This is a genomic window from Arthrobacter sp. USHLN218 (genome assembly GCF_037144715.1).
Lineage (GTDB): Bacteria > Actinomycetota > Actinomycetes > Actinomycetales > Micrococcaceae > Crystallibacter.
On sequence record NZ_JBBCYT010000011.1, the window covers coordinates 1 to 18,031 of the forward strand.

At 68.9% G+C, this 18,031-nt stretch carries 17 protein-coding genes; 8 read left to right on the forward strand and 9 right to left on the reverse strand.

The features are described from left to right. Positions 1–390 precede the first annotated feature (390 nt). A complete protein-coding gene (locus WFH44_RS19570) occupies positions 391–1,377 on the forward strand; it encodes a PfkB family carbohydrate kinase (protein ID WP_336716056.1) in 987 nt (328 codons plus the stop codon). A 10-nt stretch (positions 1,378–1,387) separates the two neighbouring features. Next, entirely contained in the window at positions 1,388–3,775 is a 2,388-nt protein-coding gene (locus WFH44_RS19575) for a glycoside hydrolase family 65 protein (RefSeq protein WP_336716057.1), read from the forward strand. Positions 3,776–3,798: 23 nt separating this feature from the next. Here WFH44_RS19575 and WFH44_RS19580 read toward each other — a convergent pair whose 3' ends face one another. Then, positions 3,799–4,191 carry a hypothetical protein gene (locus tag WFH44_RS19580; RefSeq protein WP_336716059.1) on the reverse strand — a complete coding sequence of 131 codons (393 nt, stop codon included), beginning with the start codon at positions 4,189–4,191 and terminating at the stop codon, positions 3,799–3,801. Positions 4,192–4,350: 159 nt separating this feature from the next. Here WFH44_RS19580 and WFH44_RS19585 point away from each other — a divergent pair, with 159 nt between their 5' ends. From WFH44_RS19585 to WFH44_RS19600, 4 genes are all read left to right on the forward strand, one after another. Then, entirely contained in the window at positions 4,351–4,770 is a 420-nt protein-coding gene (locus WFH44_RS19585) for a LexA family protein (RefSeq protein WP_442892939.1), read from the forward strand. A gap of 130 nt (positions 4,771–4,900) precedes the next feature. Further along, the gene (locus WFH44_RS19590) at positions 4,901–6,154 is read left to right on the forward strand and encodes a Y-family DNA polymerase (RefSeq protein ID WP_336716061.1); all 1,254 of its coding nucleotides are present in this window, start codon (positions 4,901–4,903) and stop codon (positions 6,152–6,154) included. Positions 6,155–6,361: 207 nt separating this feature from the next. Continuing rightward, positions 6,362–8,041, forward strand: a complete 1,680-nt coding sequence (locus tag WFH44_RS19595; protein WP_336716063.1) for an FAD-dependent oxidoreductase — start codon at positions 6,362–6,364, stop codon at positions 8,039–8,041. Then, the gene (locus tag WFH44_RS19600; protein WP_336716064.1) at positions 7,948–9,162 is read left to right on the forward strand and encodes a cytochrome P450; all 1,215 of its coding nucleotides are present in this window, start codon (positions 7,948–7,950) and stop codon (positions 9,160–9,162) included. Before WFH44_RS19595 ends, WFH44_RS19600 begins: the two co-directional genes overlap by 94 nt. Positions 9,163–9,319: 157 nt before the next feature. On the opposite strand, the gene WFH44_RS19605 is transcribed toward WFH44_RS19600, so the two are convergent. Then, positions 9,320–10,612, reverse strand: a complete 1,293-nt coding sequence (locus tag WFH44_RS19605) for an MFS transporter (protein ID WP_336716066.1) — start codon at positions 10,610–10,612, stop codon at positions 9,320–9,322. 150 nt (positions 10,613–10,762) lie between these two features. Here WFH44_RS19605 and WFH44_RS19610 point away from each other — a divergent pair, with 150 nt between their 5' ends. Then, on the forward strand, positions 10,763–11,389 hold the full coding sequence (locus WFH44_RS19610; RefSeq protein WP_336716068.1) for a malonic semialdehyde reductase: 627 nt from the start codon (positions 10,763–10,765) through the stop codon (positions 11,387–11,389). A gap of 94 nt (positions 11,390–11,483) precedes the next feature. Here WFH44_RS19610 and WFH44_RS19615 read toward each other — a convergent pair whose 3' ends face one another. The 6 genes from WFH44_RS19615 to WFH44_RS19640 all read right to left on the reverse strand — a co-directional run bounded on the left by WFH44_RS19615 (position 11,484) and on the right by WFH44_RS19640 (position 16,389). Then, the gene (locus tag WFH44_RS19615; RefSeq protein WP_336716070.1) at positions 11,484–11,690 is read right to left on the reverse strand and encodes a hypothetical protein; all 207 of its coding nucleotides are present in this window, start codon (positions 11,688–11,690) and stop codon (positions 11,484–11,486) included. 87 nt (positions 11,691–11,777) lie between these two features. Then, a complete protein-coding gene (locus WFH44_RS19620) occupies positions 11,778–13,010 on the reverse strand; it encodes an MFS transporter (protein WP_336716072.1) in 1,233 nt (410 codons plus the stop codon). Positions 13,011–13,154: 144 nt separating this feature from the next. Beyond that, on the reverse strand, positions 13,155–14,147 hold the full coding sequence (locus WFH44_RS19625) for a cation transporter (protein WP_336716074.1): 993 nt from the start codon (positions 14,145–14,147) through the stop codon (positions 13,155–13,157). Beyond that, entirely contained in the window at positions 14,144–14,671 is a 528-nt protein-coding gene (locus tag WFH44_RS19630) for a transporter substrate-binding domain-containing protein (protein WP_336716076.1), read from the reverse strand. The genes WFH44_RS19625 and WFH44_RS19630 overlap by 4 nt, the downstream gene beginning before the upstream one ends. A gap of 199 nt (positions 14,672–14,870) precedes the next feature. Continuing rightward, entirely contained in the window at positions 14,871–15,701 is an 831-nt protein-coding gene (locus tag WFH44_RS19635) for a hydroxymethylpyrimidine/phosphomethylpyrimidine kinase (protein WP_336716078.1), read from the reverse strand. Between the two features lie 100 nt (positions 15,702–15,801). Continuing rightward, the gene (locus WFH44_RS19640; protein ID WP_336716080.1) at positions 15,802–16,389 is read right to left on the reverse strand and encodes a hypothetical protein; all 588 of its coding nucleotides are present in this window, start codon (positions 16,387–16,389) and stop codon (positions 15,802–15,804) included. 322 nt (positions 16,390–16,711) lie between these two features. On the opposite strand from WFH44_RS19640, the gene WFH44_RS19645 reads away from it, so the two are divergent. Continuing rightward, on the forward strand, positions 16,712–17,410 hold the full coding sequence (locus tag WFH44_RS19645) for a queuosine precursor transporter (RefSeq protein ID WP_336716082.1): 699 nt from the start codon (positions 16,712–16,714) through the stop codon (positions 17,408–17,410). On the opposite strand, the gene WFH44_RS19650 is transcribed toward WFH44_RS19645, so the two are convergent. After that, complete coding sequence (locus WFH44_RS19650; RefSeq protein ID WP_336716085.1) at positions 17,407–18,021, reverse strand: DinB family protein; 615 nt, start codon at positions 18,019–18,021, stop codon at positions 17,407–17,409. The genes WFH44_RS19645 and WFH44_RS19650 overlap by 4 nt on opposite strands. Between the last annotated feature and the right edge of the window lie 10 nt (positions 18,022–18,031).

Here is an 18,031-nt window from a genome sequence, read left to right on the forward strand (position 1 = left end):
TTGCTGTCCGGCACCAGGGGCCAGGTCCGGATACATCCGCCGCAGGCATTCCTCCAGCAGCGCCCTGTGCAAGTGGTACTCAAAACGGGAAGAACGCCCACCCCGGACAGCATCGAAGGCGGCGTTGACCTGCCGCTTCCCCGACCGATGCTTCCCGAAGTCCTCCATGCACCAACACTATGAGCTGCCTACGACATTATTCGGGGTGCGTATCTGGTGCCGAGGGATTTCGGAGCAGTCTCGGCGGGTATCCACAGGCTAGGGATAACCGCGGAGTTAGTCCCGCCGTCGGGCTTTTGGCCTGGTCCCGATGTCCGTGAATTCACCCATCCCGCGGGGGCTGCGGGGCACAATGATGCTGTTACCTGATAACGGCCCGAGGGGAGTGCTTTGCAGCAGCCGATTGGCGCTACGGCGGGACAGGGCGGGGCGCGCGAGCCGCTGGTCGTCGTCGTGGGACAGGTGGCGCGGGACCTTGTGCTGTCTATCGACGAGGTGCCGGAGGAGGGAGGCTCGGCGCCGGTGCGCGGGCGCCGAGAGCTGCTGGGCGGCAAGGGCGCTAACCAGGGCGTGGCATGCCGCCAGCTCGGCGCACGGGTCGAGCTGATTGGAGTAGTCGGGGAGGACATTCCGGGGAGCGAGGTCCTCGAGCAGGCTGGCGACGACGGCATGGGCGTCGGCGGAGTGGTGCGGCGTGACGGTGCGCAGACCGCGCTGCTGCTGGACCTCGTCGGTCCGCCTGGGGTCCGGAGGCTGATTGAAAGCGTCGACGAGGGTGTGTTGCTTGGCGCTGCGGACGTGGAGGCGAGCCGCGGGATTTTGAGGTCCGCGGATGCTGTCCTCATCCAGCTCCAGCAGCCCGGTCCCGCCGTGGCGGCCGCGCTTGATGCCTGCGGGGAAAATGCGCTGGTCGTGGCCGATGGGGCTCCCCAAGACGAGGAGACCCGGCGCCGGGTGTTTGATCGTGCCGACGTCGTGCGCGCGGACTCGGCGGAAACCGAGGCATTGGTCGGGTGGAAACCGGACGGTGTGCAGGAGGCGGTTCGCGCCGCCCTGGAACTGCTCGCGGAGGGCCCCCGCATGGCTGCGCTGTCCGTGGCCGGGGAGGGTGACGTGGTCGCGTGGTCCGGCGGGCATGTTGTCCTGCCGCTGCTGGGTGAAGAGCCGGTGGATACGACGGGTGCGGGTGATTCCTTCATAGCGGGCCTAGCGATGGCGTTGCTGGCAGGAGAAACGGCCGAACTGTCCGCATGGTGGGCAGCCGCGGCCGCTGCCGATGTTGTCCGGCGGCCGGGCGGAAGGCCGGAACTCGAGGCAGGCCGCCTGCGTGCCGCGGCCTGCCAGGCCCATGAGGAGGCAGCCAGCGGAACACGATAGCGTAATTCAGATGGCTAAGAAAACCTTCACGACGCATCCCTGGCAGGTCCGCGAAGACTCACTGGACCCGGAAACCCTCGGAGTGGCGGAGTCGGTCTTCGCGCTGGCCAACGGGCACGTCGGCTTCCGCGGCGTCCTGGACGAGGGGCAGCCGAGCGCTTCGCGCGGGACGTTCCTGGCGGGCGTCTTCGAATACCACCCGCTGTCCTACCCGGAGGGCGGATACGGGCATCCGGAGCACGGCCAGGCCATGATCGACGTGGCGGACGGCACTGTGATCCGGCTGCAGGTCGACGGCGTTCCACTGGACGTGCGCGATGCCTCGCCGACACGGCACGAGCGTGTGCTCGACCTGCGGGACGGCACGGTGCGGCGCGAAGTTGAGTGGAGGACACCGGCGGGCGCGCGGATGCGGCTGGTGTCCACCCGGCTGGTGTCTCTGTCCCACCGCTCGGCGACAGCCATCCGCTATGAAGTGCAGGCCGTGGACCAGCCGGTGCAGATCGCGATCCGCTCGGAGCTCACGGTCAACGGCACGCCGCCTTCGGTCGAGAACAGCGATCCCCGCGTGGCAGAGGCGCTGGGCAGCCCCTGCGAGCCTTGCCTGCGCGACTCGCAGGCAAGCGGCGGCCACTTGGTGCACCGCACACGGGAAAGCGGGATCTGCGTCGCGGCCGCCGTTGGGCATGAGCTTGTCCTGCCGGAGGATGCGGACGTCCACACCACGGACAGCGAGGACCAGATCGCCACAAGCATCACGGCCGAGCTGCGGCCGGGTGGAAGCGCCGGGTTCGTGAAGTATGTGAGCCATGCCTGGTCCCGTGAAGATCCAGCTCGGGACCTGCGGGACCAAGCCTCGGCAGCGCTTGAGGGGGCGCGGCACTTGGGCTGGGAAGGGCTGGTGGCTGAGCAGCGCCGGGTCCTCGACGGTTTCTGGGAGGCCTCGGACGTGGAGATCGACGGGGACCCGGAACTCCAGCAGGCGCTGCGCTTCGACCTTTTCCAGCTGCTGCAGGCGTCGGCCTGCGTCAACCGAGCACCGGTTGGGGCCAAGGGTTTGACCGGCTACGGCTACAGCGGCCACACGTTCTGGGACATCGACGGCTTCCTGATCCCCGCGATGGCCCTGCTGCGTCCGCAGGACGCCGGGCGGATGCTCCGCTGGCGATCGTCGGGACTGGACCGGGCGCGGAAGCGCGCACAGGTCCTGGGCTTGGAAGGAGCCTCCTTCCCCTGGCGCACCATCGACGGCGGAGAGGCATCCGCTTATTGGCCGGCCAGCACCGCTGCGGCACACATCAACGCCGATGTCGCCCGGGCCTTCGCGTTCTGGGCGGACGCCACAGGTGGAAACGTGGCGGATGTCGGCGGCCTGGAGCTCCTTACGGAAACCGCCCGGGTTTGGACAAGCATGCTGCACCGCGACCACGAGGGGCGCTGCCACCTGTACGGCATGACGGGCCCGGACGAGTACACCGGCGTGGTGGATGACAACGTCTTCACCAACCTCATGGCGCGACGGAACCTGCGATGGGCGGCCGACGCCTGCGACGCCGATCCGGAATCAAGGCGGCGGCTCGGAGTGCCGGTGGAAGAGACGCAGGTCTGGCGGGAGGCTGCGGATTCGATGTACATCCCCTATGACAAGGTGCTCCAAGTGCACCCGGCCAACGAGGGGTTCACTACCTATCGGGAGTGGGACTTCGAAGGCCGGCAGGATGCCTATCCGGTCCAGGACCACCAGCACTACGCCAAGATCTACCGCCGCCAGGTCGTCAAACAGGCAGACCTGGAACTCGCGCTCTGGTGGTGCGCCGATTACTTCACCCCGGAAGAGACAGCGCGGAACCTGGATTACTACGAGCGCCGCACGGTCCGGGACTCCTCGCTCTCCGCTGCCGCGCAAGCAGTGGTCTGCGCCCGGGCCGGGCATCTGGACCTGGCGCTCGCCTATCTGCGCGAGGCAGCCCTGGTGGACCTGCAGGATCTGCAACACGACAGTGAGGAGGGACTGCACCTCGCTTCGCTCGCCGGGGCCTGGCTCGCCCTCGCCTGTGGTCTCGGCGGGCTGCAGGTCGACGGCGGCAAGCTGCAATTGGCCCCGAGGCTGCCCGCGCAGCTGGCGCGCATCGCCTTCCGCTTCCAGTGGCGGGGGCGCCGCTTCGGTGTGGAAACGACCCCCGCGGGCACCGTAGTCCGGCTGCTCGACGCCGTCACCGACGCCGGCACTGGTTCATCCGCCATGGAGCCCGACGCCGAGGTCCGGCTGACGATTGACGGCACGGAGTACGCCGTCGCTCCCGGCTCGCCTGCCGAAGCCCCGCTGCGCTCGCCGGAATCTCTTCTTCCGCCGCCGGAGCAGCCAGCAGGCCGGGCGCCCGGCGGGCACCCGGCCTGAGCGGCTGAGGCGGGGAGAGGCGGTTAGGCCAAGGCCTTGGCCTTGATCCTCTCGAACTCATCGGGGCGGATCAGCTGGCGGTCCAGCAGTTCCTGAGCCTTGGCAATTTCATCGGCCGCGCTGGCGCTGGTCCCCGCAGTCTGGCGGATGTAGGCCTCGGTCGCCTCGGCCTGGGCGTGGGCGGCCTCGCGGGACCGTTCGGCCATCGAACGGCCGCGGGCGATCAGATAGATCAGCACGGTCAGGAACGGCACGAAGATCAGGAAGAAAATCCAGACCGCCTTCCACCATCCGCTGAGGAACCGGTCGCGGAACAGGTCCGTAATGACGCCGAACAGGGCGAACAGGTAAGAGACAAAGACGAAGCACCAGAAGAACCACCAGATGACGTCCCAGAAGTTGTCCCAAAAGTCCATTGCCTGCCTCCCGGCCTACTGAGGTGGATGTTGCCAGACTGTCCCTTGGTGCTAGTGATGCCGCAATTCTACGACCGGGTGCCGGTGCCAGACATGCCCAAAACGGGGGAGTCCGATGGTATCGTAGAGTGTCGAACGCATATTCGAAGGCGGTGCGCAGTGGATGATCCGGCGGGACATTTCGACGGCGCGTCGCTGCCTTCCTCCGAGGCCGGTTCGACGGCCCAGGCCAGCGGTTTTCCCTCTCCCGCCCGCGACTACTTCCACGGCGGTATCGACCTGAACAGGCACCTGATCCGGGACCGCACGAGCACGTTCATCATGCGGGTGTCCGGCAATTCGATGGCTGCGGCCGGGATTAGCGACGGGGACGAACTGATCGTGGACCGTTCGCTGACGCCGCGGGACGGATCCGTCGTCATTGCCGTTCTCGAAGGGGAGCTGGCGGTGCGTCGGCTTCGCACGGGCCATGGGAGGGTGAGCCTGCAGACGGACGACGGCGGTGTCCCCACCGAGGTTCCGGAACTTGCGGACCTGCACATTTGGGGCGTCGTCACCCGCTGCCTGCACCATGTCTGACGGCGGGGCTTGGCCAAAGGACGGCCGGCCGCGGGCGGGGGGTGCATCGTCGGGTCCGGGAAGCCCGTCCCGGCGCCTCGGAAACCCGTCCCCAGAACAGGGAGCCCCGTCCGCCGGGCGGATCGCCTTGGTGGATGTGAATAACTTCTATGTCTCGTGCGAACGCGTCTTTGACCCGAGGCTGGAAGGCCGTCCCGTCGTCGTTCTTTCCAATAACGACGGCTGCGTGGTGGCCCGGTCCCAGGAGGCGAAGGCGCTGGGGATCGCGACGGGGACGCCGTGGTTCCAGGTGGCGCCGCTGGCGCGGCGCTGGGGGCTGGTGGCGCGTTCGAGCAATTACGAGTTGTACGGGGACCTGAGTGCGCGGGTGATGGAGGTGCTCGGCAGGTTCGGCGTGTGGCAGGAGGTTTACTCGATCGATGAGTGTTTCCTTGGTCTGCCGGGCACCGAGGCGCAGCTGCGGGAGACTGCCGCCCGGGTCCGTGCCGCCGTCGGCCGGTATGTCGGCGTCCCGGTTTGTGTCGGGGTGGCGCCGACGAAGACGCTCGCAAAGTTCGCCAACCATATCGCCAAGCGCAATCCGGGGATGGGCGGGGTCTGCTCGCTGGACTCGATGCCGGCGGGCGAGATCGAGCGGATCCAGTCCCGCGTTCCGGCCACCGGTCTCTGGGGCGTGGGGCGGAGGACCGGGGAGCGGCTGGCGGCGCTGGGGATCGATTCGATCGCGGACCTGAAGGCGGCGGATCCGCTGATGATCCGGAAGCGGTTCTCCGTGGTGCTGCAGCGTACGGTGCTGGAGCTGAACGGGACGCCGTGCATCCCGCCGATCGATGAGCGGGCCGACAAGCAGCAGATCATGTTCTCGCGCAGTTTTTCCACGCCGGTGACTTCGTCCGAGGAGATGGACCAGGTGATGGCGGTTTACGCGCAGCGCGCGGCGGCGCGGATGGCGGAGGACGGCCTGCGGGCGACAGTGCTGACGGTGACGGCGGGGACCAGCCGCTTCTCCGGGGGCGAGTCGTCGTTTCCGTCCGCGAGCGTGCAGTTGCCGGCACCCACACAGGATCCGATCCAGCTCACCCGGGCTGCCGTGGCCGCGATGCGGGGGTGTTTCGAGCCGGGGCAGAAATACGTGCGCGCGGGCGTGCTGTTCAGCGGGCTGGAGCCCGCGGATGCGCAGGAGGCTTTCGACCCGTTCGTCAGCGAGCTGGAACAGCGGCACATCGGGGACTTGCTGGGCAGCGTCCGGGCGAAGTTCGGGGAGGCGGCCATCGGGCTGGGGCAGGGCGGGATGGCCGAGCCGGCAGCGTGGTCGATGAAGCGCGAGTTCTCCTCGCCGAAGTACACCACGAACTGGTCGGAGCTGCCGGTGGTCCGGGCCTGAGGGGGCGGGCCGGGCCAGAGAGGTGCGGACTGGCCTTAGCGTGCAGGCTTGCCTGAGTGTGCGGAGCGGGGCACCGCCGTTGTGCCGGCCACGCCCGTTCGGTCGGGGCATGGGCCCTTCCGCCGCCGCGGGGAACGGGCTTAAGCTCGATTCACTCCATAAGCCTCCGCCTGTCCGGGCGGTTCCCGCCAAAAGGGGAATTCCGGCATGCGACTCGTCGTCGACCTCACCAAATGCCAGGGTTATGGCCAGTGCGCCTTCCTGGCCCCGGGTGTTTTCACCATGCAGGGCGACGAGGCGCTGGTCTATGATCCGGACCCGGACGACGGGCAGCGCAAGGGCATCCTGCGGGCGGCGGCCGCATGCCCGGTCCAGGCGATTGAGCTGGACCAGCCACGGAGCCTGGAACGGCCGACCGGGGGACCGTTGGCGTCGGGGCGCGCTGTGACCGGGCAATCGGAGGATTCCGGGAAGGACGACGGTGGCCTGTTGACTGGCAGCATCGTGATCGTCGGCGCGTCCCTGGCCGGGCTGCGCGCCGCGGAGAGTCTGCGCCGGAAGGGTTTCGAGGGGAAGCTGACGCTGGTCGGCGACGAACCGTACGAGCCGTATGACCGGGTGCCGCTTTCCAAACAGGTGCTGTCGGGCTGGGTCCGCCCGGACCGGACCGCGCTGCCCCGGCAACTCGGGGTCGACGCGGAGTGGCGGCTCGGCGTGGCTGCTACGGGGCTGGACGTGGCCGGCCGGCGGGTGCAGCTGGCGGACGGCGGAGGCATCGGCTTCGACCGGCTGCTGATTGCGACGGGCATGCGGGCACGGCCCTGGCCGAATGCGGCGGAGGCGGGGCTGGATGGCGTGCTGACGCTGCGGACGAGCCAGGATGCCGCCCGGCTGCGGAGGCGGCTCGCCGCCAAGCCGGACCGCGTGCTGGTGATCGGGGCAGGCTTCATCGGCTCCGAGATCGCCTCCGCCTGCTGCGAACTCGGCCTGCCCGTAACCGTGGCGGAGGCCGGGCCGGCGCCGCTGCGCGCGGCCCTCGGCGAGGCGATTGGGGCGATCGCCGGCGGGATGCAGCGCGACAACGGCGTCGATCTGCGCTGCGGCGTCCGGGTCCTGGCGCTGGAGGGCGACGATGCCGGGCGGTTGCGGAAGGCGCACTTGTCGGACGGGACGGTCCTCGAAACCGATATTGCGGTCGCGGCTCTCGGCGGCATCAGCAATAGCGAATGGCTGGTAGGTTCACCGCTGGCGTACGGTCCCTGGGGCGTCGCCTGCGACGCCGGCTGCCGGGCCCTGGACGCCGACGGCAATGTTGTGCCGGGCATTTTCGTGGCCGGTGACGTTGCCTGCTCGGCCCACCCGTTCTTCGGCAATTGGTTTGTCCGGCTCGAGCACTGGGGCGACGCCGTCGCGCAGGCCGCGACCGCCGCGCACAACCTGGTCAGCCGGCCGGACGCCCAACTGCCCCATCTGGCCATGCCGATGTTCTGGTCCACCCAGTTCGGCTGCGAAATCAAGAGTGTCGGGGTGCCTTCCCTCGGTACGGAGGTCGTGATTGCCCAGGGCTCGGTGGAGCCGCGCAGGTTCGTTGCCGCCTACGGCTGCGACGGACGCATCGTCGGGGCAGTGGGCTTCAACCAGAACAAGTGGCTGGATTTCTACGAACGACTCATCCGCCAGGGGGCTGCGTTCCCGCCGGCCTTCCAACAGATCGACGAAGCGGAAGGACACCAGCCGTTCGCGGCGGCGTTCCCCAACCGTCCCGTCCTCCCGCCCATCAAGGAGCCGCCGCCATGGCCGAGCCGACCCCCTGGGAACAGGTCCTGGACTACTCCCGCCGCCCGGATCCCTACCCCCTCTACGCAGAGCTCCGCCGCACCCCGGTGAGCCGCCTGGAGGACGGCAGCTACCTGGTCAGCACGTATGCGGAGAACCTTGCGCTGCTGCACGACCCGCGGCTGAGTTCGGATCCGAGCCACAACCCGCAGTTCGCGGCGGCGATGGAGGAGCTCTCCGAGGACATGCAGCCGAGCTTCCTGCAAATGGATCCTCCAGAACACGACCGGCAGCGCAGGCTGGCGATGCGGCATTTCGGACCCCCGCACCAGCCGGCAAGGGTCGCAGGCCTGGAGCCGAGGATGATCGAGATCGTCACCGGCCTGATCGACGGCATGGAAGGAAAAGGCCGGATCGACGTCGTCGACGAGCTGGCCTACCCCTTTCCCGTCTCGGTGATCTGCGAGCTGCTGGGAGTGCCGCCGGAAGACCGGTCCGAATTCCGGAAGTGGGTGGACCTGGCGATCGAGACCATCGACCCCGGCCTGGATCCCGAAACGCAGCAGGAGAAGCGGAAGGAAGCCAGCACCGAGCTGTTCAACTTCATCAGCAATTTGGTGGAGCGTCATCGGAAGTCGCCTGGGGACGACCTGCTCTCGGCGATGGTGACCGACGACGGCCCGGAGGGCAGGTTGTCCACCGGGGAGCTGGCGAGCACCGGGCTGCTGCTGCTCATCGCCGGCCATGAAACCACCGTCAATCTCATCTCGAACGGGATCCTCACGTTGCTCCGCCATCCCCGGGAGCTGGACCGGCTGCGCCAGGATCCCGAGCTGGCCATCCCCATGACCGAGGAACTGCTGCGGTTCGAGCCGCCGGTGCACTTCGTGCCGATCAGGACGGCCTTGGACGACATAGAGATAGCGGGCACCACGATTGCCGCCGGCTCTCCGGTCACCCTGGTCCTGGCCGCAGCCAACCGGGACCCGGGCCGGTTCGCCGAGGCCGACCGGTTCATTCCGGACCGGCCGGACAACCAGCACCTGGGGTTCGGCAGCGGCATCCACCTGTGCTTCGGTGCCCCGCTCGCCAGGCTCGAGACCCAGGTCGCGCTCACGGAGTTCGCGCGTCGGATCCGGAATCCGCGGTTGGCCGAAGACCCGCCGCCGTACCGGCCCAGCCCGATCCTCCGCGGTCCGCTGCATCTGCCCGTGGACGTCGACCCGGCCTGACCAGCGGGGTGGCGGCCGGTCACCGGCGGGGCGGCGGGTCGGCGGGGTGGCGGCCGGTCACCGGCGGGGCGGCGGGTCGGCGGGGTGGCGGCCGGTCACCGGCGGGTCGGCTACGGGCAGCGGCGGCCGACGTGCCGGTCGGGTCGGCGCGGGCGGGTTAGTGGACCGGGTCGGCCGAGGGCCGGCTTTCCTGCCGCACTGGGGCCTTGCGCAGCCAGAACAGGGAGGCCGCGGCCAGCCAGCAGAGCACGGCGGCCGAGATCCAGGCCGGGTGGTAGCTGCCGGTGGTTTCCCGCAGCCAGCCGGCGGTGGCTGCGGCCACGCCGGCGCCGACCATATGGGAGGCAAAGACCCATCCGAAAACGACGCCGGCGCGTTCAATGCCGAAGTGCTCGCGGCATAGCGCCGCGGTCGGCGGCACCGTGGCGACCCAGTCCAGGCCGTAGAAGACGATGAAGACCCACAGCGGCGGTTCGATGCTCGGTCCCAGCAGCGAGTTGACGAAGACCAGCGACAGGCCGCGGAGCCCGTAGTAGCAGACCAGCAGCATGGCCGGATTGAACCGGTCCGTCAGCCAGCCCGAGGCCACGGTGCCGATCAGGTCGAAGACCCCGATCAGCGCCAGGAGGCCGGCCGCCGTCGTCGCCGGCATCCCGTGGTCATGCGCCGCGGGAATGAAGTGGGTTTGGATCAGGCCGTTGGTGGACCAGCCGCAGACCCAGAAAGTGAAGAGCAGGATCCAGAACGGACGCCGGGCCAGGCTCTCGCGCAGCACCCGCAGCGCCAGCCGGGCGGGGGAGATTTGCGGCTTGGCCGGGGCCGGCACGGGATTCTCCGGATCCTCTCCGTACGGCCGGAGCCCCACGGCATGCGGGCTGTCGGCGAAGTAGCGCGCGACGAAGGGCATGATCGCCGCGGCCACCAGGGCGGTCACGAGGGCTGCGGCGCGCCAGCCCTCGTGCTCGGCCAGGGCCACGATCAGCGGCAGGAAGATCAGCTGTCCGCAGGCGTTGCCGCCGGAGAAGATGCCCATCACCAGGCCGCGGTGGCGGACGAACCAGCGGTTGGCCACGATGGAGCCGAACACCAGCGCCATCACGCCCGTGCCGACCCCGACGAACAGGCCCCAGAGGAGCCAGAGCTGCCAGAGCGAGGTCATGAATACGGTGAGCCCGCTGCCCAGCGCCGTCAGCCCGAGGCCGGCCAGCACCACGCGCTTCACGCCGAGGCGTTCCATGGCCGCGGCGGCGAACGGCGCCGTCAGCCCGTACACGATCAGGTTGAGCGTCACGGCGCCGCTGGTCCCCGAGCGGCTCCAGCCGAACTCGGTCTCCATCGGCTGGAACAGGGCCCCGGTGGTCGAGCGGAAGGCGGCCCCCGCAACCAGGGCCAGCATGGTCAGGGCGGCGACGATCCACGCCAAATGGATGCTGCGGACTCGGATGCTCACCCGATGATGGTAGACCGGCGCCGCGCTTCGCCGAACCCCGCGTTGCAGCGCGGGAGTGTGCCGTGAGCCAGATCACCGCCCCGCACGGAATGGTGCCGCGCACCGCCGTCGTTATCTCGGAGAGAAGCGAACCGCAGCTAAGGAGCCTGAATGAGCCTCGCAACCACCGAAACCAACCTGACCGACGAGCTGGCACTGGACCGCACCGCCGCGGACCACCTGTTCCTCGAGGCGCGCACCGCCAACACCTTTTCCGCCGAGCCCGTCTCCGACGAGAAGCTGGAGGCTATCTACGAACTCACCAAGATGGCCCCGACCATGATGAACAACCAGCCGCTGCGCATCACCTGGGTCCGCTCCGCGGAAGCGCGCGAACGCCTGGCCGGCCACATGGCGGAGGGCAACCGGGACAAGACCCGCACGGCTCCGATGGTCGCGATCCTCAGCTACGACGCCGACTGGCACGAGCACTTCGGCACCTTCTTCCCGCACGCCGCCGAGCGCAAGGCCATGTTCGACGACAACGCCGCCATGCGCGCCGAGGTAGGCAAGAACAACGCGTGGCTGCAGTCGGGCTTCTTCATCCAGGCCGTCCGCGCCGTGGGCCTGCACGCCGGCCCCATGGGTGGCTTCGACGCGGCCGGTATCGACGCCGACTTCAACGCGGGCACCAGCCAGAAGGCGTTCATGGTCGTCAATGTCGGAACCCCGGGCGAGAACCCGTGGTTCCCGCGGCTGCCGCGGCTCGACGCAGAGGTCGCCACCCGCACCGTCTGATTCCTCGGCGGCGTGGCGCCCGGCAGGCCGTGAGGCCGCAGGGCAATAACGACGGCGGCACCCGGTTGGGTGCCGCCGTCGCTGCGTTGGGGAGCTAGCCGGGGAAGGGGACGTTGGGCGTGTCGCCCTCGCCGTCGGCGTCCTTGTCCCCGTAGGCCTCCTTGGCCAGTTCGTCGGCCTTGGCTTCGCTGCCCTTCACGGGGATGTTGCCCTCGTGGACTTCGTCGGTGCGGTCCGTGCCTGCGCCGGAGGTATCGGGCTCGTCGGCGTGCTCCGGGTGCAGTTTCTCGTTCGGGTTCATGGATGCTCCTTCTCGAGGGTCGGACTACTGTCCGGCCCGCGCCGGCTGGGGCAGCGGGCCTAAGCCCACCCTACGCCCGAGCAGTCCTCAGCGGTGCGCGAAGTCCAGGCCGAGGCGGCGCCTGCTCAGGTACAGGCTCAGGAGGACCCCGAGCGTGGCGAAGCCGCAGGTCATCCACCAGGTCGAGTTCCAGCCGCCCGTGGCGGTGGCGAGCCAGGCGACCAGGGCGGGGCCGGTGAAGTTGCCGACGTTGAAGATCTGCTGCATGAGGCCCATGGCGGCCGGGGCGGAGCCGCCGGGCGGGGCGAGGTCCACGGCGAGCCGGGTCAGGGTCGACGGAACCACGGCGCCGGTCAGCGAGAAGGCGGCGACGCACGCGAACTGCAGCGCGGTCCCGCCCGGCACCCCGGTCCAGTCCGCGCCGAAGGTGAGCAACGACGTCGTACCCATGAAGGCGAAGGTGGGAATGATCAGCTGCCGCGGGGTGGCGCCGCGCTGCAGCAGCGGGGCGGTGGCGACGGCGCCGACCGCGTTGAGGCCGCCGACCACGGCGCTGAGCACGCCCGGCCAGATGCCGGTGACGCCGTTCTGCTCGTAGATGGTCGGCAGGAAGCCGACGACGGCCATCCACTGGATGGTGTAGCAGCCGAAGACCAGGCCGGCGATCCAGGGCTTGGGCGAGCGGACTGTCACGCCGATCCGCCTGGTGGCCGGGCCGGCGCCGCTGCCGTCGCGCGGCGGGTCGCGGGGAACGAACTTCAGGATCAGCGGCACCGGCAGCAGGGTCACGGCGGCCATGATCCACCACCAGGCCTGCCAGCCGGTGACCTGCAGGATCAGCGCGCTCGCCATCAGTCCGACGAAGGTGGCGCAGCCCTGGTAAGCACTCCAGAAGCCGACGGCGGTATTGATCCGGCGTGGCGGCGTGTTGGCGCGGATCAGTCCGGGCGCCACGACGGTCGCGAGCTGGAATCCGGCCCCTTCGATCGCGCGGCAGGCCATCAGGAGGCCGGCGCCGGTGGAGAAACCGCCGATCAGGGAGCCAGCGAAGAGCAGTCCGAGCCCGATCAGCAGGCAGCGGCGCGCCCCGATCAGTTCGGCGAGCAGGGAGACGGCCAGTCCGCCCACCATGCCGGCCACCTGGACCAGGCCGAGGAGCAGCCCCGCCTGGACCAGCGACAGGCCGAGTTCGGCCTGGATCAGCGGGACGGCGGCGGGGAGCTTCCAGATGTGCATGGCCGCGGTGATTCCGGCGAGGACGACGACGATCCACGCCGCGTCCACGCGCTGTTTCGTCATCGCTGTTGTTGCCGTCGCCATTGCACCACCTCGGATTCGCCCGGCGTAAAGACTATCCGCGGCGGGGCCGAAGCCGGCATCCGCCCCGGACTGTGACGCGGCTGACGTGGGCGGGATGTGCGCCCGGGGAGGCGCCGCCGCCGTTAGCGCCCGCCGTTGACGCGGCTAGAGGCTTCGCTCCGACTGATGCTGGCGCCGCCCGCCCACCTCGGCGGGAAGCTCCGCGACGGGCACCATCACGAGGTCCTGGATTTTCCAGTCCAGGTCGATGCACCCGTCGCGGGCCGCTTCGAGCGCTTGAAGCGGCGGCAGCTGGTCCCGGGGCACCACGAACGCCTCGACGTGGAAGACATGTCCCTGGTCCCGCACCCGCGAGCCGGCGGATTCGACCCACGGCAGGTCGCGCAGGTAGTCGTCGACCCTCTTGATGAGCGGGTGGGGCTTGCCGTCGTCGAAAGTCATGGCCCGGGTGTCCATCAGGTCGGTCACCGCTCCGCGCATGTTCTTCCAGCCGTCGTGCAGGATGCTGGCGGCGATGAAGATTGCTGCTGCGGCGTCCGCCCACCAGAGGCCGATGCCGATGCCGGCGACGCCGAGGATGCTGCCGACGGCGGTCATCCAGTCCGCCTTGTTCATGTCCGCATCGGCGTAGAGCACCTTATTGTGCAGGTCCTTGGCGAGCTTGATCTTGATCCGGCCGAGAATCACGGGCGGGACCGCCGTGACGGCCATGACCGCCATCATCAGCCAGCCAAGCCAGACGGTCTCGCCGAGCAGCTCGACGGAGCCGATGGGCGGGTGCTCGCCCTTGAGCAGGCCCATGCCGGAGTCGATCAGCAGGAAGACGCCCATCGCGCAGAGGGCCACGGCGGCAACCAGGTGGCCGATGCCGGTGGCCCGGTGGTAGCCGTATGGGTAGCCTTCGGACGGCGGCTTGTTGATGATCCGCACCGCGATCAGGAAGGCCAGCGGCGGCGCGAAGGAGAGCATGTCCTCGATCCACGCCGCCTTCATCGCCTGCGAGTTCCCCATGGTCAGGAACACCAGGGTGACGGAGACGGCGAGGACGGCGAGAGTGGTCCACTGCAGCCGGACGGCCTTGCGCAGCACGCGCTCCAGGTCCTCGGGCAGTTCGGTGCGGCCGAAGCGCGCCGTCATCGGGCCTCCTCCCTCAGGAACCGTTCCAGCTCCACCAGGAACGCGTTCTCGCCCATCCGGGCGGCCACGACGTGCTGTTCCTTGTCGCCCTGGGCATTGCTGGTCTCTAAGTACGGCTGCGTCAGGGCGGCGTGCTTGGACCACGGCGAATCCTTTGTCAGGCCGCCGACGACCAGATCCAGTTCGCCGCGTTCCAACTGCCTGACGAGGTTGGATTCGCCGCCGGAGACCCACTCGACTCGGGCGTTGTGCTCGGCGGCAAAGGCGCGGACGAGTTCCGCCTCGGTGCCGCCCGGGGCGGTGCTGGTTGAACCGGTGCCGGCGCCGGTACTGGTTGAACCGGTGCCGGCCGAGGCTGACCCGGTGCCGGTCTCGGTCCACGGGGGATTGTGCGAGATGCCCGCCCTGATGGTGCCGCCGGCCACGCGGTCCAGCGTCCCTTCCGGATCGGAGGGAATCTTCAGTCCGCATCCGGCCAGCAGCGGCACGAGCAGGGCCGCGAAGAATACGACTTTGGTGCGCATACAGCGACCATAGCTAAGCATGCTGGCTTTCTGGGAATCCGGGCGGGCGGCAGGGCTGTCCATGTTTAGGCCCTGCTGTACAGGTTTAACCGTCATGCACGCCCATGACGTGCTGGTTTGCGGAACTTGAAAGGGTGAAGCTGTACAGGGCAGGGCGGGATGTGCGCCCGGGGCTGGACCGCGGGGAGGGGAGGTCCTGCTAGCCGGCGAAGCCCTGCCAGAGCGCATCGAACGGCGCGTTGGAGGAGACGCGGGCCTTGATGCCCTCGGTGACGAAGGTCTTGGCCGTCCTGGCTGCCTCCAGCGGTGCCGCGCCCTTGGCGAGCTCGGCGGTGATGGCGGCAGCGAGGGAGCAGCCGGCGCCGGACACGGCAACTTCGCCGACCTTGGGCGCGCTCAGGACCTCGAGGGTCTCGCCGTCGTAGTACACGTCCAGGGCGTCGGGGCCTTCCAGCCGCACGCCGCCCTTGGCCAGCACGACGGCGCCGGAGGCCTTATGGATCAGGCGGGCGGCTTCCTTGAGGTCTTCGAGGTCGTTGATCGCCATGCCGGACAGCGATTCGGACTCGAAGTGGTTGGGCGTCACGAAGGTGGCCAGCGGCAGAACTTCCGCCTTGAGGGCCTGGTCGGTGTCCAGCGCGTGCCCCGGCTCCTGGCCCTTGCAGATCAGCACGGGATCCAGCACGACGTTCTTCCACTGCTGGGACTTCAGGGCGCTCGAGACGGTCTTGATGGTGGCGGGCGAGCCGAGCATGCCGATCTTGACGGTGTCCAGGCTGCCGGCGTAGCAGGTCTGGATGGCTTCAAGCTGGTCCGCGATGACCTGGGCGTCCACCGGGGTGAACCGGTGGTTCCAGTTGTCCTTCGGATCGAAGGCGACGATGCAGGTCAGTGCGGTGATGCCGTACGTGCCCAGCTCCTGGAAGGTCTTCAGGTCCGCCTGCGCGCCCGCGCCGCCGGTGGCTTCCGAGCCGGCGATGGTCAGGGTGACGGCGGGACGTGGGGCGGAGGTTCCAGCTGAAACAGACATGCCTCCATTGTCCACATCAGCCGGGGTAGGAGTGAAACCGGGCAAGCCGGGCGAGCGATAGCCGGGATCGGAAATGAAACGGGCAGGGGAGGATCCGGTGCTAGTCGTAGACGTCCACGAGCTTCCAGACGGACGCCCGGCCCACCGCCGCACAGGCGCCGATCAGGCAGGACAACCAGACGGTTTCCCACGCCGCTCCGCCGTACATGGCGCTGAAGATCAGCCAGGCCACGGAGGAGATGACCACGAAGAAGGCCAGCACGTGCAGGCCTTGGTTACGCACCGGGCGGAGGGCCAGGCCCAGCAGGAAGGCGATGGGGGCGCCGACGACCAGGCCGATGGCTCCGGCATAGAGCAGCACCACGATGGCCATGCCGAATGTGGGCAGGACCTGGCGCCAGCTGAAGGTTCCGCCGAGCACGGAGATCATTATGACGGCGAGGGAGAACGTCGCAATGGCGGCGAGGAAGCCGGTGAAAAACGCCAGGGGGCCGAATGTGACGCGGTGGCGGGGATTGCGGGCGCCGAGCAGCTCGTCAGCGAACTCTTCGTCCGCCTCGAGCGGCACGCCGGCCGTCGACGGAATCGGTCCCAGCGGCTCGATCGGGACCCGCCCCGAGGGGTCGAGGGGAATCTCCGGCGGCTCGCGGCGGGAAGGCGTGGCGCCGTCGTCGTTGTCCTGCGTCATGGCTTGCTCCCTCTTGCGGCCGGGTCCACCCTGCACAGCACCCGGCGGCAGCGCCACTGCGGCCCCCGACTGTCCGGAACGTCCGCCCGGGTTGGTTGCGTAAGTCCAGAATAAGTGGCGCCGGACAGATCGCAAGGGTGCGGGAGAAGCTGTGGAAGGGTGTGCGCAAAAAGCTGCGGAAGAAGGTCTGCAAGCAGCCGTGGGAGAATTGGAGGCGGTCCGGTGCAGACGGGCCGCCCAGTGCTAATACAGCGGACGCCCGCTAAGGACCCTACGGACCTGCCTTGCGTTGCGCGAACCACTACTTTCGAAGGTGCCCTCCATGCAAGACCTGCAAAAGTCCACCCATTCCCGCGCCCGCTTCGCGTCGATCGGCAGCCCCTACTTCGGCATCATGCTGGCGGCGATGTCGGTGGTGCTAATCCTCTCGAACATCGGCGCCGCGAAGGGCGTGGTGATCGGTCCCATCGTCACGGACGGCGGCTTCTTCCTTTTCCCGCTTGCCTACATCCTCGGCGACGTGGTCAGCGAGGTCTACGGCTTCCGGGTGGCGCGGCGGGCCATCGTGACCACGTTCGCGCTCTCCGTGTTCGCGTCGCTGTGCTACTGGGTCATCATCATGCTCCCGGGGTTCGACGATGAGTTCGGTGCGTCCAAGCAGGCGGCGCTGGAGGGGGCACTGGGGCCGGTGCCGCTGATCGTGCTGGCAAGCCTGCTCGGTTTCCTGGTGGGCCAGACGCTGAACTCCTGGGTCCTGGTGCGGATGAAGGAGCGTTTCGGCGAGCAGCGGCTGTGGGCTCGGCTGATGGGCTCCACCGGCGTGGGCGAGTTCGCCGACACCCTGATCTTCTGCTCGATTGCGGCCTCCGTCATCGGCATCGGGGACTTCGGCACCTTCGTGAACTACGTGGTGGTCGGGTTCGTCTACAAGACGCTGGTCGAGTTCCTCTTCGTGCCCGTTACGACGACGGTGATCGGCGCGGTCAAGCGGCGCGAGCCCTCGTACGGGGCGGCGGCCTAGGCGAGCTGCGCCGCCTCCTCGGCTTGCCGGGCAGCCTCTTCGGCCTGCCGTGCGGAAGCCTCGATGCGCGCCCGATGGTCGGACCACTCGTCCGCGCTGCGCACTGAGAGGTTTGGATCACCGGGACGCTGCCCTGCGCTGCCGTCGATCAGCTCGCGGAGGATGTCCGCGTGGCCGAGGTGCTGGGCCGTCTCGACGCACATGTGCACGAGGATCTGGTGGAGGGTCACGCGCCGGCGTTCTTCCGGCCACCACGGAACCTCGCCGACGGCGTTGAGCGGCAGCGCTTCGATGGTGGCATCGCTGTGTGCGGCCGAGAACCGGTGCAGCCCGATAATCTCCTCGCGCGTCTCATCCGCGGCGGCCCACAGGTCCGCGTCCGGTTCCGCATCATCGTCGAACCACGGCAGGGCGCGGTCGGCGGGACGCCCGAAGACCTCGCCCAGGTAGCCGAGCTCGACACTCGCCACGTGCTTCACCAGCCCAAGGAGATTGGTGCCGGTCGGGGTCAGGGGCCGCCTGACGTCATACTCGCCGAGGCCGTCGAGCTTCGCGAGCAGGTCGGCGCGCCGGGATTGCAGGTAGTGGTGAAGAACCGCTTTGTCGTCCATCCCTGCACTC